Here is a 25,391-nt window from a genome sequence, read left to right on the forward strand (position 1 = left end):
GAGGGTCGCCCTCGCCCTCGCAACGCCTCTTGAAGACAAGACGGGGGCTACGGCAGAGCCGACTTTTTGGAGAAGTAGGTCTCGACTTCGGCAGGAAAACGGCGGGCCCTCACATCGGCAGCATAGGTTTCGACCGCGCGGCCGATCTCTGCGCGCAGATCGGCGTATTTCCGCACGAATTTCGGGGTCCAGTCGAACATCCCCAGCATGTCGGGCGTGACCAGCACCTGTCCGTCGCAGGCCGCCGAGGCGCCGATGCCGATGGTCGGCCTGGCGATCGCCTCGGTGATCTCGCGGGCCAGACCTTCCGCCACGCCCTCGATGACCACGGAGAAGGCCCCGGCGTCGGCCGTGTCATGAGCGGATTGCAGGATTCGCGCATGCTCCGCCGCTTCCCGACCCTTGGCCTTGAACGACCCGTCGATGTTGATCGACTGCGGCAGCAGGCCGACGTGACCCATCACCGGCACGCCGCGCTTCACCAGATATTCGATCGTGGCGGGCACTTCCGGGCCGCTCTCGACCTTCACCGCCTGGGCGCCGGTCTCCTTGAGGATGCGGACGGCGTTAGCGTAGGCCTGTTCGACCCCGGCCTCATAACTGCCGAACGGCATGTCGATGACCACCAGGGCCCGTTTCGAGCCCCGCATCACCGCCTGGCCGTGCAGGATCATCATCTCCAGGGTAACGCCGACCGTCGAGGTCATGCCGTGCACCGCCATGCCCAGGCTGTCGCCGACCAGAAGCACGTCGCAGTGAGGATCCATGATCGCTGCCGTCGGCGCATCATAGGCGGTCAGCATCACGATCGGTTCGCCGCCCTTGCGTGCGGTGATCTCCGGGACCGTGATCCGTTTCACGACTTCCTGTTTCTGGCTCGACATGGATGCTCCGCTGATGGCGGCGGAGAGATAGGGGGTCGGGCCGGTTCCGTCGACCCGCCCCCTTCTCGTCATGCCCTCGATCAGACGTCTTGCGACAGCCTCACCACGCCCGCCGCCGCGATGGCGATCAGGGCGCCGGCGGCGATCCAGAACAACTGCATCCCGCCCATCGAGCCCAGCGTCAGGTCCGATAGGCCAAGCTGCGACAGGCCGGAGCCCACCGCGCCCTGGACGTTCAGGCTGGCGGCCTCCAACCCCTGTCCGATCACCCGGCCGGCCACGGGGGCCTGATCGTTCGACAGATGCAGGTTCAGGTTCATCGATTCCCTGACCGCGATAACCCCGCCGATCAGGCCGGCGACGGTCAGGGCCAGGGTGCGCACCCGACTGGACGAATGCAGTTTCGTCTCGACCTCGACCGCGAACAGGCTGGCGTCGGCCATCTGGGGCGAGCGCGCGAACAGCCGCTCGATCATCGGATCGAATTCATCAGCCGACATGGGTCGACCTCCCCGACTGTCCGACATCCGGCGAAAGCCGGGCGCGGAGTTTATCCAGACCACGTTTGACATGAGACTTCACCGTTCCAAGCGGCAGATTCATGGCCGTGGCGATCTCGGGATGAGACAGCCCCGCGCCATGGCACAGGGAGACGCAGAGACGTTCGGTTTCGTTCAACCCCTTCAACGCCTCGTCGAGGTCGACCAGCCCCGCCTGATCGCGTGCGGGAGCCGCATCGTCCTCGCCCGGTTCAACTTCCGCGACGTAGCGGGCGTCCCTCGCCTTGCGCTTTAGATAGAGGCGCGCGGCGATCCGCTTGACCCAGGCGGCGAAGGTGCCCTCGCCCCGGAACTCCGCGCATTTCTCGAACGCCTGCAGGAAGGCGTCCTGGGCGACGTCGTCGGCCTCGGCGACCTGCGCTCCCATGCGTCGCAGCAGGAACCGCACGGCCGAGCCGTGGCGGCGGACCAGTTCGCCGAACTCCCGCCGTCCACCCGCCGCCGCGAGGGCGGCGAGTTCGACGTCGTGGTGGTCCAAAAGGGCCTTGGGCATGACAGTTCCCCCCAACTTTCCTGGAGATGCCTGACCGTGCTCAGTCCTTGTTCTTGTTGAAGAAGCTCAGGACGATGAAGGCAAGGCCGATGGTGATCGGGATCGCCGCCAGGCCCAGCAGCCCGCCATCGAAGTTGGGGCCGTCGTTCCAGTCGTCACCAAAGCCACGCAGGTCGTTGATCAGGCTGAAGGCGGCCATGCCGATGCCGACGGCCAGCCAGATGATGCCCCGGCGGATGTCGCGGCTTCGCGACGGAATGTTCTTCGTCGCTTCCGTGCTCAGCGCGTCGATGACCTCCGGCGGCAGGGGCTGTCCCTTGTCGATGGCGGCGCGGACAGTCGCCTGCATCTCGCGGCGTTCACGGCTCTTGAAATAGGTCGGGCCGACGATGATGGCCGTGATGGAGCCGAAGACGGCGAAGATGGCGAAGATCGGAATGAAGTCTTCCATGGGATATCCCCTCTTTCGATGATGGGCCGGAGCCTGATGCCCGAACCTTCTGATCACAAGAGGCGCCGGCGACGCCCAACGGATGCGATCAGCGACGTGAATTCTTCGTAAGGTGACGCCTGACCCATTCTGACGCGCTCCGTCCGGAGATGGCGGATCGCGGGCGAACACCGTAGCGTCTCTTCAAGATCAATCAGATCGCAGGATACTTCGTATGCTTCGTCGCCCTCAGCTTCTGACCTTCGTCTTCTGTGCAGCCCTCGCGGCCGCCTGTTCTCCGAGGACCGAAGCAACGGCTGAAACCGAGACGGCCGAGCCGCAGGCCCTGACCGCCGCACACGTCGCCGACCTGATCGCAGCCGACGGAGCGGCCCACACCGTCGCCGTGCTCACCGGTCCTGCGGACCCTACCGGCATTCAGAAGGTGTTCGACGGCATGGCCACCGGCGACCCGGAATGGTTGGCGCTCGTTCCCGCGATCGCCCCCGAGACCGACGGCGAATATGCGGAGGGCCTCAACTACGCTCTCAGCCAGGCACTGGTTTACAACGCGGCAGGCGTCCTCGCTCTGATCCCCGAGCATGGCAGCTACTATTTCGTCTGCGCCGACGCTGACCACGAGACGGCGCGCCCGCTCGTCGCCGCAATCACCGAACGATCTCTCCGGGCGTCACGCGACCTCTGCCTCAAGTATATGGACGCCGACGAGCAGGAGCTTGAGGCGCTCGAAGCCGCCTAGAGCGGCCTCAGCCGCTGCGCCGACGCCGTCAGCACGACCACGCCCAGCCCCGTCAGCATCAGGATGGCGGTGGCGGGCGCCAGGGTCTGGCCCATGCCCTCGACCACCGGCGCCATCATCGGTCCGACGGCCCAGCACAGCACCATGGCCGCGATGGTCCACGGGATCAGGGCGACGACGGTGGCGACCGCGCGCCGGCGAGCGACCCGCTCGGCGACCCCGGCCTGAAAGCCCAGGTCGCGCGCCGCCGGCGTCGCCTCGGCGAAGAATGCGTTCAGCCGTTCCTCAGGCGTCATCGGACCCTCCCGTCAACGCGGCCAGCAACCGCGCCCTGCCCCTCGCAACATGGGACTTTACGGTCCCGAGCGGCAGGCCCAGCGCTTCGGCTGCGTCCGAATGCGACCAGCCGTCTGCGAGGCAAAGCGCGACGCAGGCCCTCTGGTCCGCCGGCAGTCCGGCCATCGCATCGGCGAGGGCCAGCCGGTCCTCTTCCGAGATCCCGCCCGTCGGCGCCGTCTCGTCCAACTACGACCGGTCGCGCGCCTGCGATCGCAGGCCCGACCGAATCCGGTCCTGCCCCTTGCGCCAGGCGATGCCGAACAGCCAGGATCGCACACCAGCCGGATCCTTCAGCCGCCCCAGGGAACCCCAGGCCGCCACGAATACATCCTGGGCCAGGTCGTCCGCCTCGTCCCAATTGCGTCCCAGCAGCCGCCTGAGAAAGGCCCGCACCGGCGCCTGGTGCCGTTCGACCAGCCGCGCGAAGGCGGCGTCCGAACCGGCGCGCGCGGCCGCCACCAGCCCCACATCCACTGAGGCGCCGTCCATCCTCATGCCCCCCACGGACCGACATCAGTCCCGGCGGCGTCGACGACCGAGAAGGCTCGAGACCAGCGAGGCCGCGGCCAGGGCGCCCATCACGAAGGCCACGATCAGGAAGGCGTCGCCGGCCCCGTACATGTTCGACCAGCTGGCGTAGCCGAAGCCCACGGCCATGATCCCGAACAGCACGACCGAGAAACCGTTGCCGTCGTCCATCCGCCTGTTCTGCGTGTACTCGTGGCGATCGTCGATCGGTTGCTCCACGATCTTCAGCAGCGCCTCGGGCGGCTGTTCGCCCCGGTCAGCGTAGGTCTTGATGATCTTCAGCACGTTCTTCTGGCGGTAGTAGTTCACCATGGCGTTGAAGCCGCCGAAGACGAACCAACCGAGCGGGAACAGAAGCCACCAGAAGGATTGGAACAGTTCGACCATCGTCATTCACCTCTTGGGCGCCGGCCCATCGCCCGCGCTTTCGATGAGTGGTCGGCGCCGACCATGTGAATGGATGCACGTCGGCGAAGAAAATGCCATCAAGGCCGAAATCCCCCACCGGAGTCGCATCATGAGCCATGTCACATATCGCATCGTCGAGCACGACGGCGGCTGGGCCTACAAGGTCGGCGACACCTTCTCCGAGACCTTCCCCGATCACGACGCCGCCAAGGCCGCCGCCGTCCGCGCCGCCCGCGAGCAGAAGGTGTCCGACGACAACGCCATGATCGAATACGCCGACAGCAACGGCGACTGGATCACCGAACGCGCCGACGGCCACGACCGCCCGGAGACGGACGTCGAGGGGTAACGTCCCCACCCTCCGATCATCCCCGCGGAGGCGGGGACCCAGTTCTTTGGGCGCTCGGCGCCCGCCGGACTTTGCACTGGTATTGATCCCACGCACCGTGCCCAACGAAAGCACTGGGTCCCCACTTCCGCGGGGATGAGCGGGATTCTTGAGGTGGTGCGGATTTATTTCCTATCCATGCCTTGCGCCCGTGAAGAAGGCCCACCATCTCCGCGGGACGGTCTTTGACACGTCCAACATCCGCCCGCTGTTCGGACGAATCCGATCGGCCCCATCCGCAAGCCACCTCTGATTTTCCAGACGATTTCCCTCGATTTCGTCCGTTTCGTCCGGTTCGTCAGGGTGTTTTTCGTCCGGCCCAACCGGACACGGCTCAGGCCGGGAAGGCAGCCTCATAGAAAGCGGGCTTGAATCCGACGATCGTCTGGTCGCCCAGATCCAGCACCGGCCGTTTGATCATCGACGGCTGCGCCAGCATCAAGGCGGTGGCCTTGTCGGCGTCCAACCCTTCCTTATCGGCCGCGTCCAGTGCCTTGAACGTCGTGCCGTTCCGGTTCAGCACGACCTCCCAGCCATGCTCGGCGACCCAACCTTCGAGCGACGCCCGGTCGATCCCGACCTTCTTGTAGTCATGGAAGAGAAAAGCGCGCCCGTGCTGATCCAGCCAGACGCGCGCCTTCTTCACCGTGTCGCAGTTGGGGATGCCGTAGAGGGTCGGGATCACCGGAACTTCCTCAACCCGCGCGGTCCCATACGACCCGCCCCGGCGCGCTTGCCCAGCCAGTCCTTCCAGTCGGGCCAGTTGCGACGGCGTCCGCCGCCGTCGACCCATTCCGGCCCGACGTCGCCGATGAAGACCGCGATGTCGGTCAGGCCGCCCTGTTTGAAGGACTGCAGCTTGACGCCCTTGCCGCGGCCCATCTCGGGCAGCTCCTCGGCCTTGAAGATCAGGGTCTTCAGATTCTCGCCGATGGTGACGATGTGGTCGCCGGTGACCCGGATCACGGCCAGCAGGTCGCCGTTCAGCACCTGTTTCCCGCCGCGCTTCTGGGCCAGCAGCTCGTCTTCCGGCGCGATGAAGCCGTAACCGGCCTTCGACGCCATCAGCAGTTTCGAGCCCGGCTGGTGCGCCAGGACGGCGATGATGCCCGCGCTCTCCTCCAGCTCGATCATCAGCCGTAGAGGCTCGCCATGCCCACGCCCGGAGGCCAGCTTGTCGGCCCCGACCGTAAACACCCGGCCATCCGAAGCCGCCACAAGCAGCTTGTCGGTCGTGAAAGCCGGCACGAGGAAGCCGAGACTGTCCCCCTCCTTGAACTTCAGCTCGGAAGGATCGTCGACCTTGCCCTTTACAGCGCGAATCCAGCCCCGCTCGGAGAGGATCACCGTGATCGCTTCCTTGGGAATGAAGGCCTCGGCGGTCACGAAGGCCGAGGCATCCACGGCCTCGGCGATCGTCGTCCGGCGCGGTGAGACCATGGCCTTGCGCGTCGCGGCCAGCTCCTGTCCGATCTTCTTCCACTGTTTGGCGGGCGAGGACGACAGTGTCTGCAGATTCGCAAGTTCCTCGGCCAGAGCCTTGTATTCGTTCTCGATCGCCATTTCCTCGATCCGCGCCAGCTGACGCAGTCGGGTGTCGAGAATGTAGTCCGCCTGCATCTCGGTCAGGCCAAACCGGGCGATCATCACAGCCTTCGGCTGTTCCTCCTCACGCACGATCCGGATCACCTCGTCCAGGTTCAGGAAGACGATCCTGAGCCCTTCCAGCAGGTGCAGACGCTTCTCGACCCGCTCGATCCGCCACTGCGACCTGCGGTTCAGCACCTCGCGCCGGTGATCCAGGAAGGCCTGCAGACAAGGCTTCAGACCCATGACGTGCGGCGTGCCGGTCGCGTCCAGCACGTTCATGTTGACCGGGAAGCGGATCTCCAGGTCCGACAGCCGGAACAGGCTCTCCATCAGGCTCTCGGCGTCGATGTTTCGGCTCTTGGGCTCGATGACGACGCGGATGTCCTCGGCTGACTCGTCGCGCACATCGCCCAGCAGCGGCGCCTTCTTCTGTTCGATCAGCTCCGCCAGGGCCTCGATCAGCTTGCCCTTCTGGACCTGATACGGGACCTCGGTGATGACGATCTGGTAGCCGCCCCGGTCCAGCGGCTCCCGCTCCCAGCGCGCCCGCAGACGTACGCCGCCGCGCCCGGTCTCATAGGCCTCGAGGATCGAGGCATGGCCCTCAACGGCCACGCCGCCGGTCGGGAAATCCGGTCCCGGGACGATCTCGCCCAGCTCCGACGTCGTCGCCTCCGGCCTGTCCAGCAGCAGCAGACAGGCATCGATCAACTCGCCGACATTGTGCGGAGGGATCGAGGTCGCCATGCCCACGGCGATGCCCGACGATCCATTGGCCAGCAGGTTCGGGAACCCGGCCGGCAGGACCACCGGCTCCTCGTCCTGGTCATCATAGGTTGGGCGGAAGTCCACGGAATCCTGATCGATTCCGTCCATCAGCAGCACTGCCGCCGCCGTCAGCTTGCACTCGGTGTAGCGCATGGCTGCGGCGTTATCGCCGTCGATGTTGCCGAAATTCCCCTGCCCGTCGACGAGCGGATAGCGCTGGGCGAAGTCCTGGGCCAGGCGGACCAGAGCGTCATAGATCGAGGCGTCGCCATGCGGGTGATAGGTGCCCATCACCTCGCCGACGACCTTGGCGCATTTCCGCGCTGCGGCCTGCGGGTTCAGCCGCATCTGGTGCATGGCGTACATGATCCGCCGGTGCACCGGCTTGAATCCGTCGCGCACGTCCGGCAGGGCCCGGTTGGTGATCGTCGACAGGGCGTAGGCCAGATAGCGGCGCGACAGGGCCTCGGCCATCGGCTCGTCGACGATACGGCCGCCTTCGGGCGGAGGGGTGTGGATGGTCATGGGGCTGCGAATCACTCAGGCGAAGGTCGAAGTCTAGCCGCTTCCGGCCCGGTGCGGCTCAGTCGAGAGCCCGGAACCAGCGGTCGATCAGAACGGCCTCGGCGCGACGTGCGGCGGTCCGCTCTTCGGCCTCGGCGTCCACGCCCCACTGACGCTCCTGGAAGGCCTCGTCGATCCGGCTCAGTTCGAACGCCGCCTCCCCGCCCAGCGCGCCGCGTTGCACGGCCAGGCCGAGGAGCGCGCTGCCCAGCAGGGGCACGGCCATGGCCAGGGCCGTCAGGGCGAAGTCGTCCAGTTCCAGGGCCAGGTCGCGCACCCGGGCGATGCTCTGCGGCGGCTGGGCGCGGTGGATGATGCCCTGCGTCGCCACGACGACGACGCCCAGCTCCCGCTCGGCCCACTCGCGCCACGGCGTCCAGGCGCGGGTCTGTTCCGCGACCAGCGGCGTCGGGTGTTCGGCGAGATAGCAGAGCAGGTCCGACCCGACGTAGGCGGCGATCTCCTCGGCCACCGGCTCGCGCGTGACGGCGACGCGGTCGATGGCCGTGGCCGCGATCCGCGTCGCCGGCATGGTCCCGGGATCCAGGAACTCCCCCTGCGCCGCCCATTCGTCGGCGACCATCCGGGCGGCGGCCTCGGTCGACAACAGGAAGCGGTTGTGCGCCGGCGTCTTGGGCGCGCGGCCATCCAGCAGGACGATCCAGCCGCCTGCATCCCCGGCGGAGACGGAGGCGTCCTTCCAGAAGCGCTTCAGCCGCTCTTCGGATTCGCGAAAGCCCTTCCTGGCGGCGACCATCGGGTCCAGCGGCGGGATGTGGCTCATGCGAAAGCTCGTGCGGCGAAACGGTCGAGGGCGGCTTCCAGATCGTCGAAGTCCTTGGCCACGTGAGCGGCGCCGGCTGCGGTCTGTTCCTGCGGCGTATGGAAGCCCCAGGCCACACCCTGAGGCATGACCCCCGCCGCCACCGCCATCGAGATGTCGTGAGCCGTGTCGCCGATCATGACCGTCGAGGCGGGCTCGGCCGACGCGGCGGTCATGGCGGCGTGCAGCATGGCCGGGTCCGGCTTGCCCGGACCATCCTCGGCGCAGTGTGATGACACAAACAGCTCCGCCCACCCGGCTCGGGCCAGGTTCCGCGCCACGCCGCGGCGGTTCTGGCCTGTCGCCAGCGACAACCGCCAGCCGTCCCTGTGCAGTCGACTCAGGGTCTCCATCGCGCCGGGATACAACGGCTCCTCGTGACCCGCATCGAACATCCGGCCGAAGCTGGCTCGGAAGGCGGCGGTGAACCGCTCCAACTCCAACGGCGTCAGGTCTGGCTCAAGCACCGCCAGCGCATGCGGCAGCGACAACCCCACGATCTGACGGACCCTGTCGTATTCGGGATCGGGCAGCCCGAGCTCCCTCGCCGCATCCGTCGCGGCCTGAAGGATCGAGGCGCGGCTATCGACCAGCGTCCCGTCGATGTCGAAGACTGCGAGCGGACGGCTCATCGCTGACGCTTCACGCCTTCGAACGGATCGTAGTCCGCCTCGCCGTCGTCGAACCCAAAATGCTGGAAGCCGGCGCGCAGTTCGGCGCTGATCGGCGCCTCGACGATCAGTTTTCCGCCCGACGGATGGTCCAGCTCGATCCGTCGTGCATGCAGTTGCAGCTTCAGCGGCCCGCTCAGTTCGGTCGATTTCTCGTCGCCGTATTTCGGATCACCCAGAATGGGATGACCGATCGCCTTCAGGTGCGCACGCAACTGGTGCGTTCGCCCGGTGAACGGCCGCAGAGCCATCCACGACGCTCGCTGGCCCGCATGGCTGATCAGGGCAAAGGCGGTTTCGGCCGGCTCCGCCCCGTTCTCCTTCGGATCGGCCGGGCGCATGATCTCGTAGTCGTTGATACCCGACTTCTTCAGATGCATGTCGATCTGGCCCGCGTTCGGCTTGGGCAGGCCCATGACGATAGCCCAGTAGGTCTTCTTGGCCTGACGTCGCGCGAACGCCCCCGCCAGCCGCTTGGCCGCCTCCGGTCCCTTGCCGAGCAGCAGGACGCCGGACGTATCCCGGTCCAGTCGATGCACCAGACGCGGACGGTCCATTCCCTCGCCCCAAGCCGACAGCAGTCGGTCGACGTGGCGCGTCGTCTTGGTCCCGCCCTGCACGGCCAGGCCCCAAGGCTTGTTCAGGGCGATAACCAGGTCGTCCTCATAGATCACCATCGACCTGGCAAAGTCGATCTCTGCGGGCGTCAAGGCCATGTGCTCGCCGGGCGCACGGACGATCGGTTCGGGAATCGGCGGCACGCGAACGGCGGCCCCTGCGGTCAGGCGGCCTTCCGGCTTGATGCGGGCGCCGTCGACGCGGATCTGGCCGCCGCGCGCCATCTTCTGCACCTGGATGTTCGACAGGTGCGGCCAGCGCCGGCGGAACCAGCGGTCCAGCCGGATTCCGTCCTCGGCCTCAGCGACATAGAGGATCTGGGCCTCGCGGGCGCCAACCGGGCCCTTGGGCGCCGGGGCTTCCGGCGCGTCTTCCTTGGGGTCGTAGCTCACAGGGCGTCTCCGAATGCGCGGCGGGCCAGCATCAATCCGGCCATCAGGGCCGCCACGGCCAGCACCACCGACAGCAGAACATAGGCGCCCGCCAGACCGTATTCACGCCGCTCGATCATCAGCGCCGTCTCCAGCGAGAAGGCGCTGAAGGTGGTGAAGCCGCCGAGAACGCCCACGGCCGCGAAGACGCGAACCGTGTCCTGCCCTGCCCCTGCCTTCAGACCCATCCAGCCGACCAGCAGACCCATGGCCAAGCCGCCGACGATATTCACCGTCAGCGTGCCCCACGGCCAGGTGGAGGCCGGAAACAGGCGAGCGGCGCCCAGTCCCACGCCATAGCGCGCCATTGAGCCGAGGGCCCCGCCGATGGCGACGAGCAGAAATCTTGTCATGATCGGGGCCTTATACCTTCACAGACGCCTGCGTCACCTGACCGAAACTTCACTTGCCGCGTTATAGGGTTAACGGCGATACCCAAGCTTCGCGTTGGGAGAGAACCCGGTCGGTCCGCCGACGGATTCTGCCATAGTGCCGGGTCAAGGTCGCAAGGGTTACACCGTCCGCCATGTCGCATGACGATCATCATACCCCAGAGCCGGGTCCCGGCCTGACGATCCCGGCGTCGTCGGCGGCGCCGCCGTCGGGCGCGGCCGATATTCCCGACCGGCCGATTCCGGCGGCCGCGCCCGCCCCGGCGCCCAAGCCGATCACGGCCCAGGAAGGCATCCTGCGTCCGATCCAGGAAAGCGATTATTTCACGCTGGATCCGGAGGCGATCCGGATCATCTCGGCCAATATCGACCAGTATTTCAACCAGGCGCTCGATATCTTCCCGTTCTGGGAGACCGAGAACAAGCCGGACCGGTTCCACGTCCTGTTCACACGTCAGATCGAGGAACGCTTCCCCGCCGACGAGGATATCCGGGGCCGTATCCACGGGTATGGCCGTCGCGTCTTCAACGCCTTGCGCGTGCATGTGATCACCAAACGTCTGACCCAAGGTCTCTCCCTGATCGCATTCGCGGCCATGGCGGTCCTGGGCCCCGGGATCTTCGCAGACTGGACCGGGGGCCAGCCCCAGGGTCTGGGCCTGGCGGTTCTGGGCATGCTGATCACCGTGGGCATCTTCTTCGGCGTGTCCTCGATCCTGTTCGTCCAGTACAGGTTCCGGCTGGAGAACGATTCCTACGAACTGTCGCGCGAAGTGGTTCAGCGGACGCGCGAGCTGCAGAACCTGTTCACCAACGCCCGGGCCCTGTCAGATCAGGCCGAGACCCAATTCCAGATGGACGGCAAGGGTTGGGGCCAGCGCGCCTTGTTCCTCACGCGATTGGTGATGTGGATCGCGGCACGGATGGAATATCTCGAGAAATTCGCCCAGATGGAGCTGTGGCGCGTGCGCCGCGAGCGCTACTGGATGCGCTGGGTTGCGCGGATCACGACGCCTTTCGTCCTGCTGGTCTGGCTAGCCATCTTCGCCTTCTGGCCCGCCCCTGCAGCCAATGAAGCGGGCTTCCGGATCCTGCAGCTGGTCGCTCTGGGTATGGGGCTTCTGGTGTCCTGGCTGTCCTACTTCAACTGGCGGACCCCGACTGCGGCGGTCAAGGACAAGCTGGGGGTCGAGGGATGGGTCCGCTACGCCTCGCTGGACGTCGACAACACGATCGGCGACCAGGTGCGACGCGACAAGGAACGCCTCGTCGAATACCGAGCCCTCACTCGCGGCCGCTGAGCGAGTAACGCACCTCCCGCGCCTCATAGGCCTCGCCCCGATCGGGGCGGGCGCCTCGGCCCAGGCGGATTTCCAGAACGGTCGAGGTCGCCGACGGCCCTTCGAAGTTCAGGCCCACGCCGACGCCCACGCCGGAAGACGAGTATCGGCGACCGCCGTAGCGGCCCGAGCTGCCACCGTAGCCGACCGAGACGTTCGGACGGACGCCGCCGGCGCTGTCCGGCCGCCCGTCGATATAGCGCTGGGTCACCTCGAACCAGTCATAGCCCTGCTCGACGGTCAGATCGGCAGCGCGCAGCAGGGCCATGTCCGCGACGGGTCCGGGCGCGCCGACGCCATTGTAGGTGACGCGATAGCGGTCGCTCTCGATCCGCTGTTCCGAATAGCCCTGCCCGTTCGGGCCCCGCTGGGCTCCATAAGGGGCGAGGCTGGCGCAAGCCGCCAGCGACAAAGCGGCCGTGGCGATGACGAGGGTGCGGATCATGGGCGTAGTCCTTTCCTACGAGTAAGCGCCGCGGGCGGGCGAGCCGTTCCCGATGAACCCGACTCCGGAGAATTCAGTGCAGATAGTCCATTGAGTCTGGCCGGCCCGAATCCGAGAACTCCGTCCGAAACGTTCGCCCATGGTGATCCTCGCCGCACGAAAGGGATCAGTATGGGAGCGTTTCAGGGGGTGATGGATAAAAGACCTCTCGTTAAGGCCGAACCTTGATTTGATTGAGCGAATCGACGCGTCCGTTGATGGGTATCGCCTGTCTTCCTTCTCCCCCTGCGGGAGAAGGGTTTAGATCTTGAGCCCCATCGCTTCCGCCAGCGCTTTAAAATCCTCCGGCGGTTCAGCCGTCACCGTGCGCTCTCCACCGTCCGGGTGCGGGAACTTCAACGACGCGGCATGCAACATCAACCGGGGCGCGCCCCGGCCCGCCGCTGTCAGAGCGCCTCCATAGCGGACATCCCCGACCAGAGGCCGTCCGATGTGGGCCATGTGGACGCGCAGCTGGTGCATACGACCGGTGAAGGGCTGGAGCTCGACCAGGGCGCCGTCCTCGCTGGACGACAGGGTGCGGTATTTGCTGCGTGACCCCTGCGCGCCTTTCGCGTCGAAGGCGGCGACCCGCATGTAGCTTTCGCGGCCGATCTCCTGGCGGACCAGGGGGACATTGATGTCGCCGCTGGGCGGCTCGGGCGCGGCCGAGACCAGGGCCAGATAGGTCTTGGTGAGCTTGTGGGCCTGGATCGCCTTGCCGAGGAAGCCGGCGGCCGGCTTGGTCTTGGCGGCGAGGATGACGCCCGAGGTGTCTCGGTCCAGACGATGCACGAGATCCGGCCGCTTGCCGTTCGAGCGGGCGAAGGCCCACAGCAGGTCGTCCAGTGTGTGCGCCTGGATGCGGCCGCCCTGGCTGGACAGGCCGGCGGGCTTGGCAAACGCAATCGTCGAGGCGTCCTCGTGGATGACCCACGAGCGGACGGCGGCGATCTCTTCGGGTGACAGGATGACGGGGATGCGGTCGGACACCCCCGGTCCTTAGCGGTCCAGGCAGGCGGCGTCAGCAGCCATAGCACTCGCGCAATCCCCAATCCGATAACTTTCTCGTTAAAACAGTCACTTAGGGGCCTCATCAGACATCGTCTGACAGCCTGCACCGTGTCAGGAGTGAACTACGAAAAAACAGCGTCAAAAGAGTGCAAGTCATTGTTCTTGCTGCTTTTCGATTTCACCCATCGGACTCAGGGAGTCCGATGGATTTCAGCGGAGCACGCCTCGCCGGCTCATGGCCCAGGCGTACCAGAGCAGGAAGGCGGCGATCGCGGCGATGACCCAGGGCATCCAGGCCATGACGGCCATTTCAGGCGGGAGGCCGGGCATGGGGTTCATCAGGCCGAAGATCAAGCTGGTGACCGCGCCGATGACCGACAAGGCGAAAGCGTGCACCGCCCATTTCATACGCAGCAGCAAAAGGATCGACCCGGCGATCGCGCCCCACACGCCAAAGGTCCACGGTACATACATCCAGGTCGGCATGGCGTTGAAGTAGTCGATCATGGGCTGGGTCATGCCCGAGGCGCGCAGATAGGTTTCGCCCTGGGTGTTGGTCATGATGAAGTCGTAGCCGCCGTAGGCATTCCACAGCAGGCTCAGCACCCCGACCATCCACACGTGCCAGGGCGTCTTCGTTAGGTCAGTCATCGTCCCCTCCCAAGGATTTGAAGGGCAAAGCTATGCCGGAGACGGGCGTTCGACAATGAACGGCGATCACTCAGGGGCTGACGTATTCCCACTTTCGTCATCCCAGGCGCAGCGCAGCGAAGACCGGGGGATGAAGAAGGTGAAGAGGTCAGACGTCTGAGGCTTTGCCCGCGATCTCCGCCCGCATCTGCGCCCAGCGTTCCAGCCGCGACTTGATCTTCTCCTCGTGACCCTCGCCCCTGGGCGAATAGAAGGTCCGCCGCTCCATCTCGTCGGGGAAGAAGTTCGCGCCGGAGAAGCCTTCCTCCGTGCTCGGGTCGTACTGGTAGCCCTTACCGTAGCCGAGCTGTCTCATCAGCCTGGTCGGGGCGTTGCGGATATGGGCCGGCGGCATCAGGGAGCCCGTCTCGGCGGCCGCCTTCTTCGCCGCCTTGAAGGCTTCGTAGACGGCGACCGACTTGGGCGCGGTCGCGAGGTGGACCACCGCCTGGGCCAGGGCCAATTCGCCCTCGGGACTGCCGAGGAAGTCGTAGGTATCCTTGGCGGCGTTCGCGACCATGATGGACAGAGGGTCGGCCTCGCCGATGTCCTCGACCGCCATCCGCACGATCCGGCGCGCCAGATAGAGGGGATCCTCGCCGCCGTTCAGCATCCGCGCCAGCCAGTACAGGGCCGCGTCCGGGTCCGAGCCGCGCACGGATTTATGGAGCGCCGATATGAGGTTGTAGTGTTCTTCTCGACTCTTGTCGTAGGCGGGGGCGCGGCGTTGAAGGGTTCCTGCCAAGGCTTGGACGTCCAGCACCGGCTCGGCCGGCAGGGCGAACAGGGTCTCGGCCATGGTCAGCAGATAGCGGCCGTCGCCGTCGGCCAGGGCGGTCAGGGCGTGACGCGCCTCGGGCGTCAGAGGCAGGGCGTGACCCTCCTGCGCCTCGGCCCGCGTCAACAATTGATCCAGAGCCGCGTCGTCGAGACGCTTCAGCACGAAGACCTGGCTGCGCGACAGCAGCGCCCCGTTCAGCTCGAACGACGGATTCTCCGTCGTGGCCCCAACCAGGGTGATGACCCCCTCCTCCACGAACGGCAAGAAGCCGTCCTGCTGGGCACGGTTGAAGCGGTGGATCTCGTCGACGAACAGCAAGGTCGACTGACCGGCGGCGCGACGCACGCGGGCCTGTTCGAAGGCCTTCTTCAGATCGGCGACGCCGGAGAAGACGGCCGAGATCTGCTGGTACTGGTAGCCGGCGGCCCTGGCCAAAAGGCGGGCAATGGTGGTCTTGCCAGTGCCCGGCGGCCCCCACAGGATCATCGAGCCCAGACGTCCGGCCTCGACCATGCGCCGGATCGGCCCGCCCTCGCCCAACAGGTGATCCTGACCCACCACCTCGTCGAGCGTGGCAGGGCGCAGGCGGTCGGCCAGCGGCGCGTCGGGGGGATGGATGCCGGAGGCTTCGAACAGATCGGTCATGGACGGTGAGGTGTAGGCGTTCGCACGGGCGATTTCACGCGTTACAATGGCCCTGAATCGAGGAGATGACATGGAACAGGTCGATGCGCCCCGGCCGCTGACCGGCATCACGCCCTATCTGAGCATAGCCTCGCGCGGCGGCCAGGCGGCGGTGGAGTTCTACGCCCGCGCCTTTGGAGCGGTCGAGGTGCGACGGATGCTGGCGGATGACGGCGAACGTATTATGCACTCCCATCTGCAGATCAACGGCGGCAGCGTGATGCTGTCGGACGAGTTCCCGGAAATGGGCGGCGAGGTCGACGTCGTGCCGAAGTCGGTGACGCTGCACCTCTATGTCGACGATGCGGACGAATGGTGGAACCGCGCCATCGTCGCCGGAGGGGCGCCTGTCCATCCCTTGGCCGATCAGTTCTGGGGCGACCGCTATGGGGTACTGAAAGACCCGTTCGGCCATTGCTGGTCCGTCGGGTCGCCGATCAAGGGCTAGAGTATTCGACGCGCGAGTTGCGGCGCACTTGGAGGGCGGACCTCCAGGTCCGCTCTTCAGCGGCGAAAAGAGCGGACCTGGGTCCGCGCTCCTTCAAGTGTTTTCGACCACCGAACGCTCTAGCCGACGACGCCAGTCATCCGGCGGCCCTGACGTTCGATGGTGATCTCGGAGCGCCCGATGCGCTGCAAGGCGTCCGGCGAGCGGACCGGGCGACCATTGATCTCGCGCACCAGATCCCCGGGACGCAGGCCCGCGCGAGCCGCGTAGCTGCCGGGTGCGACATTGGTGATCAGCAGACCCTGGGCGAAGGGATCGCCGCCCAGACGATCGGCCAGAGCCGGGTTCAGCGCGGCGATCTGGGAACCCGAGAAGGGGCCCTGCTGGATCAGCAGGCCGTCAGTCTTCGCGTCACCCGGAAGGGATTGGACGCGGGCGTTGATGGTCTGGGTGCGGCCGTCGCGCAGCACGGCGACCGCCACCGTCTCGTTCGGGCTGCGGGTTCCGACGCGGAAGTTCAGACCGGCCTGGTCGTGGACCTCGGCGCCGTCCAGCGCGGTGATGACGTCGCCTTCGCGCAGACCCGCGCGCGCACCCGGGCCGCCGTCGTAAACGTCGGTGACGATCAACCCCTGGGGCCGCGCCATGCCGAGCGAGCGCGCGATCTCGGCCGAGACCGTGTCGCCCTTCACGCCCAGCCAGGGGCGCACGACGGCCGTCGCGCCTCCGAGGGCCGAGTCGACCACGCGACGGACCATCGAGGCCGGGACGGCGAAGCCGACGCCCGAGGACGAGCCCGAGCGGGAGAAGATGGCCGTGTTGATACCGATGACGTCGCCGTCCATGTCGACCAGGGGCCCGCCGGAGTTGCCCGGATTGATCGCCGCGTCGGTCTGGATGAAGGAGCCGGAGTCCGAAATGCCGGTCTCGGTTCGGTTGAGGGCCGAGATGATGCCGTTGGTCACCGTCTGGCCGACGCCGAAGGGGTTGCCGATGGCCAGCACGAGGTCGCCGACCTCCTGTTCCTCGCGGTCGTCGATGGCAAGCACGGGCAGCTGTTCGGTGACCCCCTGAAGCTTCAGCACGGCGATGTCGCTGCGCGCATCGGCCAGGATGACCTCGGCCGGGTATTCACGACGGTCATTCAGGACCACGCGGATCTGGGTCGCGCCCTCGATGACATGGTTGTTGGTGACGACGATTCCGTCGGAGCGAACGATGACGCCGGAGCCGGCCGATTCCGCGACCCGCTGCTGGGGCATGCCGCCGCCGAAGAACTGGAAGAAGGGGTCGGCCTGGACCCGCTGGATCGACCGGGCCGAGATGTTGACCACGGCGGGCGCCGCCTCGCGCACCACGGGGGCGAAGCTCTGCTTCATCGACGTGGAGTCGGTGGGCACCTGGCGCTCGTTGGGCTCGGCGAACACGCCGTCCTGGGCCCTGGAGGAGTTGGCGTTGCCGCAGGCGGCCAGCGTCAGGCACGCCGCGAGGGCGATCATCGAGATCTTCATTGCAGTCCGGAAGTGAGCCATGTCGTGGCCCCTATATCTGTCCCGCTTTCGGGCCGGATCAAGGCGTCGCGGCCCCGCGGCTCCCGAGAGCCAGCATCGACAGGGTCCGGCGGATCCCGCCGATGGATCGCGAATTGTCTCCGCGACGGCTCAGGATAGCCGGTCGCGGAAGTCGGGATAGTCGAACCGGCGAACCACCCGCAGGGCGTCGGTGTCCGAGTTCCAGAGGGCAATGGCCGGCAGCGGCACCCCGTTGAATGTCGTGGTCTTGACCATCGAATAGTGGGCCTGGTCGAGGAAGGCGATGCGCGTCCCCGGGGTCGGCGGCGAGGCGAAGCGGTAGTCGCCGATGATGTCTCCGGCCAGGCAGGACGGGCCGCCGAGCCGGAAGGTGACCCCCTCGTCAGCCTCTCCCAGCATCGCCGGGCGGTAAGGGGCCTCGATGACGTCCGGCATGTGGCAGGTGGCCGAGATGTCCGTGATGGCAACTGGCAGGCTGTTCTCGAAGGTGTCCAGCACCTCACCGACCAGTATGCCGGCGTCGAGCGCGATGGCCTCGCCGGGCTCGATATAGACCTCGATGCCGTGGCGTTCGCCGATGCCGCGCAGCAATGCGATCAGGCCCTCGCGGTCATAGTCGGCGCGAGTGACATGGTGGCCGCCGCCGAGGTTCAGCCATTTCAGCGAGGCCAGGGCGCCCTCGATCTTCGGCTCCAGCGACGCCCAGATGCGTTGCAGCGGTTCGAAGCCCTGCTCGCACAGGGCGTGGAGGTGCAGGCCGTCAACGCCCTGCAGATGTTCGGGCCTGAGCTGAGACACGGGGAATCCCAGCCGCGACCCGAACTGGCAGGGGTCGTATTTGGCGACCTCGGCCTCGGACTGTTCGGGGTTGAGGCGCAGGCCGATGTCGAAGGTCTCGCCGGCGGCGCGAGCCTCGGCGATCAGGTCGGCGAAGCGCGCGATCTGGGCCGGGGTGTTGAAGATCACCGAGTCGGACAGGCGCAGGATTTCAGATAGATCCCCGGCCTTGTAGGCGGGCGAATAGGTGGTCAGGTGGCCGCGATAGAACTCCCGCGCCAGCCGCGCCTCCCACAGTCCAGAGGCGCAGACGCCGTCGAGGTATTCCCCGACGAGATCGGCCAGCGACCACATGGAGAAGGCCTTCAGCGCCAGCAGCACGCGCGCGTTCCCCCGCGCGCCCACGTCCTTGAGGAGGGCGAGGTTGCGAAGGATCGCCGCCTCGTCGACGACGAAGGCGGGTGACGGCACGCGGTTCAGGTCGAAACGGGCGAAGGCGCCGGGGCCCCCCGCCCTGGTTTCCATGGCGTCGGAAGGAGTGTGCATCGATCAGAACGCCAGCGGGGCGTCCAGGTCCTGCACCTTCCAGGGCAGGCCGTGCTTGTTCAGCATGTCCATGAAGGGATCCGGATCCAGCTGCTCCATGTTGAACACGCCCGCACCCTTCCACTGGCCGGTCAGGATCATCGCGGCGCCGATCATGGCAGGCACGCCGGTGGTGTAGCTGACGGCCTGATTGCCGGTCTCGGCATAGGCCTCTTCGTGGTCGCAGACGTTGTTGACGTAGACCGTCTTCTGCACGCCGTCCTTCAGGCCGGTGGCGATGGTGCCGATGTTGGTCTTGCCCCTGGTCAACGGACCGAGCGACGACGGCTCGGGCAGGAGCGCCTTCAGGAACTCGATCGGGATGATCTCGCGGCCCTGGAACTGCATCGGCTCGATCGAGGTCATGCCGATGTTCTCGAGCACCTCGAGGTGTTTCAGATAGGAGTCGCCGAACGTCATCCAGAAGCGGATGCGGCTGATTTCCGGATAGAATTTCGCCAGCGACTCCAGCTCCTCATGGTACATGAGGTACATGTTCTTTTCGCCCACCTGGTCGAAGTCGAACACCTGTTTGCGAGTCAGGGCCGGGCCCTCGATCCACTGGCCGTTCTCCCAGTGACGCGACGGGGCGGTCACTTCGCGCAGGTTGATCTCGGGATTGAAGTTGGTCGCGAACGGCAGGCCGGTATCGCCGCCGTTGCAGTCGAGGATGTCGAGCGTCTCGATCGAATCCAGCAGATGCTTCTTCGTGTACGTCGTGAACACCGAGGTCACGCCGGGATCGAAACCCGAGCCCAGAAGAGCCATCAGACCGGCCTCCCTGAAGCGGTCCTGATAGGCCCACTGCCACCTGTATTCGAACTTCGCTTCCTCGCGCGGCTCGTAGTTGGCGGTGTCCATGTAGTGGACCCCCGCCGCGAGGCAGGCGTCCATTACGTTCAGGTCCTGGTACGGCAAGGCCAGATTGACCACGAGCGCGGGCTTCACGGCCTTGATCAGGGCCGTGGTCGCGGCGACGTCGTCGGCATCGATGGCCGCCGTGTGGATGACGACGCCGGTGCGTTCCTTTACCGAGGCGGCGATGGCGTCGCATTTGGACTTCGTCCGCGAGGCCAATGTGATGTGGGAGAAGATGTCGGCGTTCATCGCCATCTTGTGGACGGCGACGGAGCCTACGCCCCCCGCCCCGATTACGAGAACCCTGCTCATCTCATGCACTCCTGAAGTCTGCACCGCCTGAAACCCGTCACATCGACGCGTTGGGTGGGGTCCTATACGAGGATGGGCCTTCCCGTAACCGTCCCGGCCGGTGTTTTGCGTTGCCAGGCGTCCTTATTTCGATCGCCCGAGGGACAGGACGCGCCCCGCCGATCCTGTCGGAAGCTTAATCCTCCACACGCTTGCCGAGCGCGATTGGCCGGGCGATGGTCGGGCATGACCGCAGTGATCGAAACCCGGAACCTGACCAAGACCTACGGCGCAGTCCGTGCGCTGGACGGGCTCAGCCTCTCCATTCCGCGCGGCGGGGTCTATGGCGTGCTGGGGCCGAACGGCGCCGGCAAGTCGACCCTGTTTCGCATCCTGCTGGGCCTGATCCGGCCGACCGACGGCGAGGCCTCGGTGATGGGCGGGCGCATCGGCGACGTCGCGGCGTCGCGGCGGATGGGCTCGATGATCGAGACCCCGCGCTTCCCGCCCTTCATGACAGCGCGCCAGGTGCTGGTCTGGCTGTCCGCCGCCCACGGGCTGACGCCTGACGCCGCGCGCGTCTCCGGCTGGCTGGAGCGCGTCGGTCTGACCGAGGCCGCCGACCGCAAGGTGCGCGGCTTTTCCGTCGGCATGATGCAGCGACTCGGCGTCGCAGGCGCCCTGATCACCGATCCCGAGCTGGTCATCCTGGATGAGCCGACCAGCGGCATGGACCCGCCCGGCATCCAGGAGATGCGCGCCCTGATCCGGTCGCTGGCCGAACGCGACGGGATCACCGTCATCCTGGCCAGCCATCAGTTGCTGGAGGTCCAGCGCGTCTGCGACCGTGTCGCCATCCTGAACCGGGGCAAGCTGGTGCGCGAAGGCGCCGTCAGCGAGTTGACCGCCTCGGGCGAGCGGCTGCGTCTGTCGGTGACGCCGATCTCGAAGACGCTGGAGATCGTGTCCGGCCTGCCCGGGGCGTCGGGCGTGCTGGAAGGCGACGCCGTCATGGCCACCCTGCCCCGCGCCGACACCCCCGCCCTGCTGCGCGCCCTGATCCAGGCCGGTGTCGACATCGACGAAGCTCGCTGGATCGGCGCCGATCTGGAGAGCGTCTTCATGTCCGAGACCGGCTCCGTGCAACATCCGGAGACAATCATTCAGGAGGTCGGACATGCTGGCTGATTCCGTCCGCTCCGAGCTGTATCGCTTGTCTCGCAACCGCATGGCCGTCTTCTGGTCGGCCCTGTTCGTGCCGCTGCTCTTCGTCGTCGGCGGGGCCGCCTTCCACCTGATCACGAAGTCGAAGATGGCGGAGGTGAGCGGCGATCTGGCGCCCGGCGCGGCCGCCTCGATCGCCGTCACCAACCTGGGTCAGGACCTCGTGCAGGGTGCGGGCATCGTCGCGAACGGCGCCGTCCTCGTCTTCATGCTCATCGGCGCGGCGACCCTCTATGCGGGCGACTACCGCTGGGAGACGTGGCGGCTGATCAGCGCGCGCAACAGCCGGCTCAACCTGATCCTCGGCAAGGTCGGAGCCTTCAAGGTCCTGACCCTGACGGCCATGGTGGTCTTCCTGATCGCGGGCCTGGTCTTCTCGATGAGCGGGGCCCTGATCAACGGTAACAGCATTACCTTCAGCTTCGACGGCGGCGACGCGGCCGACTTCGGCCTGCTGCTCCTGCTCGGCTACATCCGCATCATCCAGTACGCGATGGTCGCCCTGCTGACGGCGGTGCTTACCCGCTCGTTGCTGGCCACCCTGTTCGTCCCGGTGGTGCTGGGCTTCGGCCAGAGCCTGCTGGGAGGGCCCGGCCTCGCGATCCTGCAGTGGGAGCCGACGGCCTGGCAATCACAACTGCTCCTGCCGGGCCTCGCCTTCGACGCCCTGAAGGCCATGGTGACCGCCGGCGTCGGCGCCCCGCCCGCGCCCGACGGCTTGATGCTCAAGGCCATCGTCAGCCTCGCCCTTTGGCTGCTGGTCCCCCTGGCCGGCGCCATCGCCTGGTTCAATCGCCAGGACCTTTCGAAGGAATAGGCGGAGGCATCCCGTTTGCTTGGCCGACGGTCGTAGTTATTCAGGCGTAGTTCTACCGTCGTAGTTATACCGACGTAGTTATACCGACGTAGTTATACCGACGTAGTTATACCGGCGTAGTTATACCGGCGTAGTTATACCGGCGTAGTTATACCGGATAGCCGCCGCGAGGGGCGAGGCCTACGGCTCATGCCAGGAGAGTGTCAGCAAGCCTCTGGCGGCGCCATCTCCCGCTCGGACCCGCACGGGTCTGGCAGCCGTCGCCAGGGAGTCCTGTCATGCGTGTTTCCGGCCTGTTGCTCGGCTTCTCCGTCGGCGTCTACCTCATGTGGAAGGTCGCCGTACCGGCCCCGGACGCGCCTCTCTCCTGCTCCGTCGCTCCCGATTGCGCGGTTGCGACCGGCGACTCCCCGGATGCAACCCCTGCAGCGCAGCCGGGTCTGCGAGTCGTCGTGTATGATCCCGCGATCGAACCGCGCGACAGGGCCCATGAGGGGCCGCACAGCCCTGGATGGACATCGGCCGAGGACACGTCTCTCGCCGACCGCCCCGTGGTCCCTCCAGCGGCCAATGTGATTCCCCTCCCGAGATTGCGGATCGTCGGCCTCGATCAGGCCAACGCCCACGGGGCATGCGCGGTTCTCGGCGAAAGGAAACTCGGCTGTTTGGGACTGACTAACCTGGGCGAGCAATAGGGAACCGCTTTCGATCACGTGCGTATGATCGAGTGAGTCGGGTATACGACTTATCCTCGCGAATCCGCGGTCACGGGCGTCAATGCATCACAGGGCTTTCGATCGAATTGTCCATATCGTCGATGCTGACGCGGCTGCAAGACAGCATGGCGCGGCGGTCCTGCGCGCTTCGGACTACGAGGTTCAGACCCACGCTTCCGGTAGCGACTTTCTTCTCACCCACCCTGATGCACACCCGGGCTGCATCCTGCTCGACATCCAGATGCCCGAACCCGACGGCCTCGACGTTCAGGACAAGCTGATCCAGGCCGGTCAGACGATGCCTGTCATCGTTTTCACCGGCGAGAACGCATTGGATATCGCGGTGCGCGCGATGAAGGCCGGCGCGCTGTATTTTCTCGAAAAACCCTATCTGGACGCCGATTTGTTGCGCATGGTCGCTGAAGCGCTTGCGCGCCAGGAGGCGACCGAAGACAGCGCGGATTGCAAGGCGGACGCGACGGCCCGGCTCGACTCGTTGTCGCCTCGTGAAACCCAGGTGATGCAGGGACTGGCGGAGGGCTCGCCCAGCAAGATCATCGCGCATGAGTTGGGACTCAGCATCCGGACCGTCGAGATGTATCGAACCCAGCTGATGGAGAAACTGGAGGCGCGTAGCCTGTCGACCGTGCTCAGACTCTGGTTCGACGCGGGCCGTTAGGCGACCGCCCCGGCCCCCGGTATAACTACGATATCCACCCCGAGGGGCCGTCGGGCTACACCCTGCGAACAGGCAGGATCATGATTAACGCACAACGTGGAGTGAAATCGGTTTTCAGGGGTCAGTCGGTGCCGATCTTCGGCGCGCTCGGGGCGACACTGCTCGGCGCCGGGGTGGCGCTGGAGTTCGACCGCCTGGTCGCCGTCGCCGACCATCTGATGCTTCCCGTCGGCCGGGAGGTCTTGATCGGGGCGGTCACCACGGCAGGTCTGACAGGCTTTCTGGTGTGGGTCGCCAGCGCGCTCATCGCACGGAGCATCATCAGGGTGACGCTTGAACCCTATGACACCCTGACCGAACAGCTCGAAGGTCTGGCAGACGGAAGGACAGGTACCGACCTCGCTCTGCAGGGCGCGGCCCAGGGGATTCAGCGCCTGGCCCGCGTGATCGTGACGTTCCAGACCAGGCTGGTCGAAAGCCAGCGCTCAGAGGCCGCGCTCCGCGTTCGGTATGACGCTCTTTGCCAGGCGAACGATCATGAGCGCCAGAGCCTGATGGCAGTCCTGCTGGACCGGTCGACGACTGTCACAGTGAAGGCTGCGCCGGTAATCGATGTCGAACCGTCCTCGGGATACGATATCCCCGAGTATTCCGCCGAAGCGCTCGAGGCTCAGTCGCCGGATCCGATCGGGGAGGTCATCGACCTGACGGACCAGCTCGGCCCCATGACGCGGCCCCCTGCATCGTGCGAGGCGACGAGCCATTGAGGCAGACGTCAGGCGGCGTTCCAGCAAACGGGCGGTCCCGGACTGACAGACCCTTCCGCGACCAGCCAGTCACGGAAGGCGTCGACGGACCGGTCCGGGCGGCTCTCCGGCCGCAGGAAGACGAATTTCGACGGCCGCTCGGCAAAGCCGAACGGCGCGACCAGCCGACCGGCCGTCACGTCGGGCGCAACGAAGGCCCACGGCGCGATGGCCGCGCCCATGCCAGCGGCGGCGGCCTCGATCATCGAGTTGTTGTGCTGGAACTCTCGCTCCTGCGGGGCGGCAGGCAGCCGGACCCCGACCAGTTCGCTCCACACGGCCCAGCTTTCGCGGAAGGTCGAGGCGTGCAGGCGCGGCAATCGGCCCAGGGTCTCGATGCTCATTCCGGGCGGCGTGACGGAGGGAGCGCCGACGGGGCCCTGATACTGGCGCAGGAACGGCGTCGCCTCCTGGCGAGCGGGAGCCTGTCCCGGATTGAAGATGCGAATGGCGCCGTCCAGCCGGTCACGGGCGAAATCGACGGCGGCATACGACTCCGACACCTTGACCCGGATGTCTGGATGCAGAGCCATGAACCCGGGCAGGCGCGGGATCAGCCATTTCAGGGCGAAGGTGCCGAGGCAGGAGATTTCGATCTCGCGCCGTTCGTCCCGCCGGGCCGCGTCGACGGCGTCGGTAATCGTCGCGAAGGCGACGGACAGGCGCGCCGCCAGTTCTGCTCCGGCGGGCGTCAGGGTCAGGCGGTGACGCGGGCCGACAACGAGGGCGACGCCGAGATGTTCCTGAAGCGCGGCGACCTGACGGCTGACCGCGCCGTGGGTGACGCAGAGTTCCGTCGCCGCCGTCGTCATGGCGCCATGGCGCGCGAACGCCTCGAAGGCACGCAAGGCGTTGAGCGGCGGCGGGGCGACGGACTTCATGTGATCTCAGCTCACAGATTGCCGCCGGTTTAATCGATTTCGGCCCGGAGGCAATTCGGATTGAAGCTGATCGATGCTGCAGTTCGACAAAGACCCGCCCCCGCCGCGCCGGACCCTCTGGGACCGCATCCTCTATG

30 protein-coding genes are annotated in these 25,391 nt (G+C 66.4%); 8 read left to right on the plus strand and 22 right to left on the minus strand.

Annotation, left to right across the window (positions count from 1 at the left end; genetic code table 11):
- Nucleotides 1-47: 47 nt before the first annotated feature.
- The 4 genes from panB to ACP7AZ_RS03120 form a co-directional block, all read right to left on the minus strand.
- Nucleotides 48-884 carry a 3-methyl-2-oxobutanoate hydroxymethyltransferase gene (gene panB, locus ACP7AZ_RS03105; protein ID WP_426035941.1) on the minus strand — a complete coding sequence of 279 codons (837 nt, stop codon included), beginning with the start codon at nucleotides 882-884 and terminating at the stop codon, nucleotides 48-50.
- An 80-nt stretch (nucleotides 885-964) separates the two neighbouring features.
- Nucleotides 965-1,384, minus strand: coding sequence for a hypothetical protein (locus ACP7AZ_RS03110; RefSeq protein WP_426035943.1), 420 nt, complete (start codon nucleotides 1,382-1,384; stop codon nucleotides 965-967).
- Nucleotides 1,374-1,937: an RNA polymerase sigma factor gene (locus tag ACP7AZ_RS03115; RefSeq protein WP_426035945.1), complete on the minus strand. Its 564-nt coding sequence runs from the start codon at nucleotides 1,935-1,937 to the stop codon at nucleotides 1,374-1,376. Before ACP7AZ_RS03115 ends, ACP7AZ_RS03110 begins: the two co-directional genes overlap by 11 nt.
- Before the next feature lie 40 nt (nucleotides 1,938-1,977).
- Nucleotides 1,978-2,388: a DUF6249 domain-containing protein gene (locus ACP7AZ_RS03120; protein WP_425990923.1), complete on the minus strand. Its 411-nt coding sequence runs from the start codon at nucleotides 2,386-2,388 to the stop codon at nucleotides 1,978-1,980.
- A 214-nt stretch (nucleotides 2,389-2,602) separates the two neighbouring features.
- Here ACP7AZ_RS03120 and ACP7AZ_RS03125 point away from each other — a divergent pair, with 214 nt between their 5' ends.
- Nucleotides 2,603-3,127: a hypothetical protein gene (locus tag ACP7AZ_RS03125; protein ID WP_426035947.1), complete on the plus strand. Its 525-nt coding sequence runs from the start codon at nucleotides 2,603-2,605 to the stop codon at nucleotides 3,125-3,127.
- On the opposite strand, the gene ACP7AZ_RS03130 is transcribed toward ACP7AZ_RS03125, so the two are convergent.
- Genes ACP7AZ_RS03130 through ACP7AZ_RS03145 form a run of 4 tightly spaced genes read right to left on the minus strand, consistent with a single transcriptional unit; the run spans nucleotide 3,124 to nucleotide 4,387 of the window.
- Complete coding sequence (locus ACP7AZ_RS03130; RefSeq protein WP_426035949.1) at nucleotides 3,124-3,423, minus strand: hypothetical protein; 300 nt, start codon at nucleotides 3,421-3,423, stop codon at nucleotides 3,124-3,126. The two genes, ACP7AZ_RS03125 and ACP7AZ_RS03130, sit on opposite strands and share 4 nt — an antisense overlap.
- Nucleotides 3,413-3,652 carry an RNA polymerase sigma factor gene (locus ACP7AZ_RS03135; protein ID WP_426035951.1) on the minus strand — a complete coding sequence of 80 codons (240 nt, stop codon included), beginning with the start codon at nucleotides 3,650-3,652 and terminating at the stop codon, nucleotides 3,413-3,415. The genes ACP7AZ_RS03130 and ACP7AZ_RS03135 overlap by 11 nt, the downstream gene beginning before the upstream one ends.
- Nucleotides 3,653-3,955 (minus strand): RNA polymerase sigma factor, encoded by a 303-nt coding sequence (locus ACP7AZ_RS03140; RefSeq protein ID WP_426035953.1) that lies wholly within the window; start codon nucleotides 3,953-3,955, stop codon nucleotides 3,653-3,655. It abuts the gene before it with no gap.
- A 24-nt stretch (nucleotides 3,956-3,979) separates the two neighbouring features.
- Entirely contained in the window at nucleotides 3,980-4,387 is a 408-nt protein-coding gene (locus ACP7AZ_RS03145; RefSeq protein WP_426035955.1) for a hypothetical protein, read from the minus strand.
- 124 nt (nucleotides 4,388-4,511) lie between these two features.
- Here ACP7AZ_RS03145 and ACP7AZ_RS03150 point away from each other — a divergent pair, with 124 nt between their 5' ends.
- Complete coding sequence (locus ACP7AZ_RS03150; RefSeq protein ID WP_426035957.1) at nucleotides 4,512-4,751, plus strand: hypothetical protein; 240 nt, start codon at nucleotides 4,512-4,514, stop codon at nucleotides 4,749-4,751.
- A 373-nt stretch (nucleotides 4,752-5,124) separates the two neighbouring features.
- Here the strand turns inward: ACP7AZ_RS03150 and ACP7AZ_RS03155 are convergent, their stop codons facing one another.
- The 6 genes from ACP7AZ_RS03155 to crcB are packed head-to-tail and all read right to left on the minus strand — an operon-like array spanning nucleotide 5,125 to nucleotide 10,608.
- Nucleotides 5,125-5,475 carry an arsenate reductase gene (locus tag ACP7AZ_RS03155; protein ID WP_426035959.1) on the minus strand — a complete coding sequence of 117 codons (351 nt, stop codon included), beginning with the start codon at nucleotides 5,473-5,475 and terminating at the stop codon, nucleotides 5,125-5,127.
- On the minus strand, nucleotides 5,472-7,673 hold the full coding sequence (parC, locus tag ACP7AZ_RS03160) for a DNA topoisomerase IV subunit A (RefSeq protein ID WP_426035961.1): 2,202 nt from the start codon (nucleotides 7,671-7,673) through the stop codon (nucleotides 5,472-5,474). Before parC ends, ACP7AZ_RS03155 begins: the two co-directional genes overlap by 4 nt.
- A gap of 58 nt (nucleotides 7,674-7,731) precedes the next feature.
- Nucleotides 7,732-8,496, minus strand: coding sequence for an ATP12 family chaperone protein (locus ACP7AZ_RS03165; protein ID WP_426035963.1), 765 nt, complete (start codon nucleotides 8,494-8,496; stop codon nucleotides 7,732-7,734).
- Nucleotides 8,493-9,167, minus strand: coding sequence for an HAD-IA family hydrolase (locus ACP7AZ_RS03170; protein WP_426035965.1), 675 nt, complete (start codon nucleotides 9,165-9,167; stop codon nucleotides 8,493-8,495). Before ACP7AZ_RS03170 ends, ACP7AZ_RS03165 begins: the two co-directional genes overlap by 4 nt.
- Complete coding sequence (locus ACP7AZ_RS03175) at nucleotides 9,164-10,216, minus strand: RluA family pseudouridine synthase (protein WP_426035967.1); 1,053 nt, start codon at nucleotides 10,214-10,216, stop codon at nucleotides 9,164-9,166. The genes ACP7AZ_RS03170 and ACP7AZ_RS03175 overlap by 4 nt, the downstream gene beginning before the upstream one ends.
- Nucleotides 10,213-10,608, minus strand: coding sequence for a fluoride efflux transporter CrcB (gene crcB / locus ACP7AZ_RS03180; RefSeq protein WP_426035969.1), 396 nt, complete (start codon nucleotides 10,606-10,608; stop codon nucleotides 10,213-10,215). Before crcB ends, ACP7AZ_RS03175 begins: the two co-directional genes overlap by 4 nt.
- 173 nt (nucleotides 10,609-10,781) lie before the next feature.
- On the opposite strand from crcB, the gene ACP7AZ_RS03185 reads away from it, so the two are divergent.
- Complete coding sequence (locus ACP7AZ_RS03185; RefSeq protein WP_426035971.1) at nucleotides 10,782-11,948, plus strand: hypothetical protein; 1,167 nt, start codon at nucleotides 10,782-10,784, stop codon at nucleotides 11,946-11,948.
- Here ACP7AZ_RS03185 and ACP7AZ_RS03190 read toward each other — a convergent pair.
- The 4 genes from ACP7AZ_RS03190 to ACP7AZ_RS03205 all read right to left on the minus strand — a co-directional run bounded on the left by ACP7AZ_RS03190 (nucleotide 11,932) and on the right by ACP7AZ_RS03205 (nucleotide 15,601).
- A complete protein-coding gene (locus tag ACP7AZ_RS03190; RefSeq protein WP_426035973.1) occupies nucleotides 11,932-12,432 on the minus strand; it encodes a CC0125/CC1285 family lipoprotein in 501 nt (166 codons plus the stop codon). The genes ACP7AZ_RS03185 and ACP7AZ_RS03190 overlap by 17 nt on opposite strands.
- Nucleotides 12,433-12,732: 300 nt before the next feature.
- The gene (locus ACP7AZ_RS03195; protein ID WP_426035975.1) at nucleotides 12,733-13,464 is read right to left on the minus strand and encodes an RluA family pseudouridine synthase; all 732 of its coding nucleotides are present in this window, start codon (nucleotides 13,462-13,464) and stop codon (nucleotides 12,733-12,735) included.
- A 231-nt stretch (nucleotides 13,465-13,695) separates the two neighbouring features.
- Nucleotides 13,696-14,136, minus strand: coding sequence for a hypothetical protein (locus ACP7AZ_RS03200; RefSeq protein WP_426035977.1), 441 nt, complete (start codon nucleotides 14,134-14,136; stop codon nucleotides 13,696-13,698).
- Between the two features lie 148 nt (nucleotides 14,137-14,284).
- The gene (locus ACP7AZ_RS03205; protein ID WP_426035979.1) at nucleotides 14,285-15,601 is read right to left on the minus strand and encodes a replication-associated recombination protein A; all 1,317 of its coding nucleotides are present in this window, start codon (nucleotides 15,599-15,601) and stop codon (nucleotides 14,285-14,287) included.
- Between the two features lie 70 nt (nucleotides 15,602-15,671).
- Here ACP7AZ_RS03205 and ACP7AZ_RS03210 point away from each other — a divergent pair, with 70 nt between their 5' ends.
- Nucleotides 15,672-16,088, plus strand: a complete 417-nt coding sequence (locus ACP7AZ_RS03210; protein ID WP_426035981.1) for a VOC family protein — start codon at nucleotides 15,672-15,674, stop codon at nucleotides 16,086-16,088.
- Between the two features lie 119 nt (nucleotides 16,089-16,207).
- Here ACP7AZ_RS03210 and ACP7AZ_RS03215 read toward each other — a convergent pair whose 3' ends face one another.
- The 3 genes from ACP7AZ_RS03215 to ACP7AZ_RS03225 all read right to left on the minus strand — a co-directional run bounded on the left by ACP7AZ_RS03215 (nucleotide 16,208) and on the right by ACP7AZ_RS03225 (nucleotide 20,152).
- Nucleotides 16,208-17,599 (minus strand): Do family serine endopeptidase, encoded by a 1,392-nt coding sequence (locus ACP7AZ_RS03215; protein ID WP_426036084.1) that lies wholly within the window; start codon nucleotides 17,597-17,599, stop codon nucleotides 16,208-16,210.
- A 150-nt stretch (nucleotides 17,600-17,749) separates the two neighbouring features.
- Complete coding sequence (locus ACP7AZ_RS03220) at nucleotides 17,750-18,943, minus strand: carboxynorspermidine decarboxylase (protein WP_426035983.1); 1,194 nt, start codon at nucleotides 18,941-18,943, stop codon at nucleotides 17,750-17,752.
- A gap of 3 nt (nucleotides 18,944-18,946) precedes the next feature.
- On the minus strand, nucleotides 18,947-20,152 hold the full coding sequence (locus ACP7AZ_RS03225; RefSeq protein ID WP_426035985.1) for a saccharopine dehydrogenase C-terminal domain-containing protein: 1,206 nt from the start codon (nucleotides 20,150-20,152) through the stop codon (nucleotides 18,947-18,949).
- 225 nt (nucleotides 20,153-20,377) lie between these two features.
- Between ACP7AZ_RS03225 and ACP7AZ_RS03230 the strand changes: the two genes are divergently transcribed.
- The 4 genes from ACP7AZ_RS03230 to ACP7AZ_RS03245 all read left to right on the plus strand — a co-directional run bounded on the left by ACP7AZ_RS03230 (nucleotide 20,378) and on the right by ACP7AZ_RS03245 (nucleotide 24,334).
- On the plus strand, nucleotides 20,378-21,319 hold the full coding sequence (locus ACP7AZ_RS03230; protein ID WP_426035988.1) for an ABC transporter ATP-binding protein: 942 nt from the start codon (nucleotides 20,378-20,380) through the stop codon (nucleotides 21,317-21,319).
- Nucleotides 21,309-22,172 (plus strand): hypothetical protein, encoded by an 864-nt coding sequence (locus ACP7AZ_RS03235; RefSeq protein WP_426035990.1) that lies wholly within the window; start codon nucleotides 21,309-21,311, stop codon nucleotides 22,170-22,172. Before ACP7AZ_RS03230 ends, ACP7AZ_RS03235 begins: the two co-directional genes overlap by 11 nt.
- A gap of 777 nt (nucleotides 22,173-22,949) precedes the next feature.
- On the plus strand, nucleotides 22,950-23,567 hold the full coding sequence (locus ACP7AZ_RS03240) for a response regulator transcription factor (protein ID WP_426035992.1): 618 nt from the start codon (nucleotides 22,950-22,952) through the stop codon (nucleotides 23,565-23,567).
- A gap of 128 nt (nucleotides 23,568-23,695) precedes the next feature.
- Nucleotides 23,696-24,334: a hypothetical protein gene (locus tag ACP7AZ_RS03245; protein WP_426035994.1), complete on the plus strand. Its 639-nt coding sequence runs from the start codon at nucleotides 23,696-23,698 to the stop codon at nucleotides 24,332-24,334.
- An 8-nt stretch (nucleotides 24,335-24,342) separates the two neighbouring features.
- Here ACP7AZ_RS03245 and ACP7AZ_RS03250 read toward each other — a convergent pair whose 3' ends face one another.
- Complete coding sequence (locus ACP7AZ_RS03250) at nucleotides 24,343-25,254, minus strand: LysR substrate-binding domain-containing protein (RefSeq protein WP_426035996.1); 912 nt, start codon at nucleotides 25,252-25,254, stop codon at nucleotides 24,343-24,345.
- Nucleotides 25,255-25,391 lie beyond the last annotated feature (137 nt).

The organism is Brevundimonas sp. DC300-4, assembly GCF_049897365.1.
In the GTDB taxonomy this organism is placed as follows: domain Bacteria; phylum Pseudomonadota; class Alphaproteobacteria; order Caulobacterales; family Caulobacteraceae; genus Brevundimonas.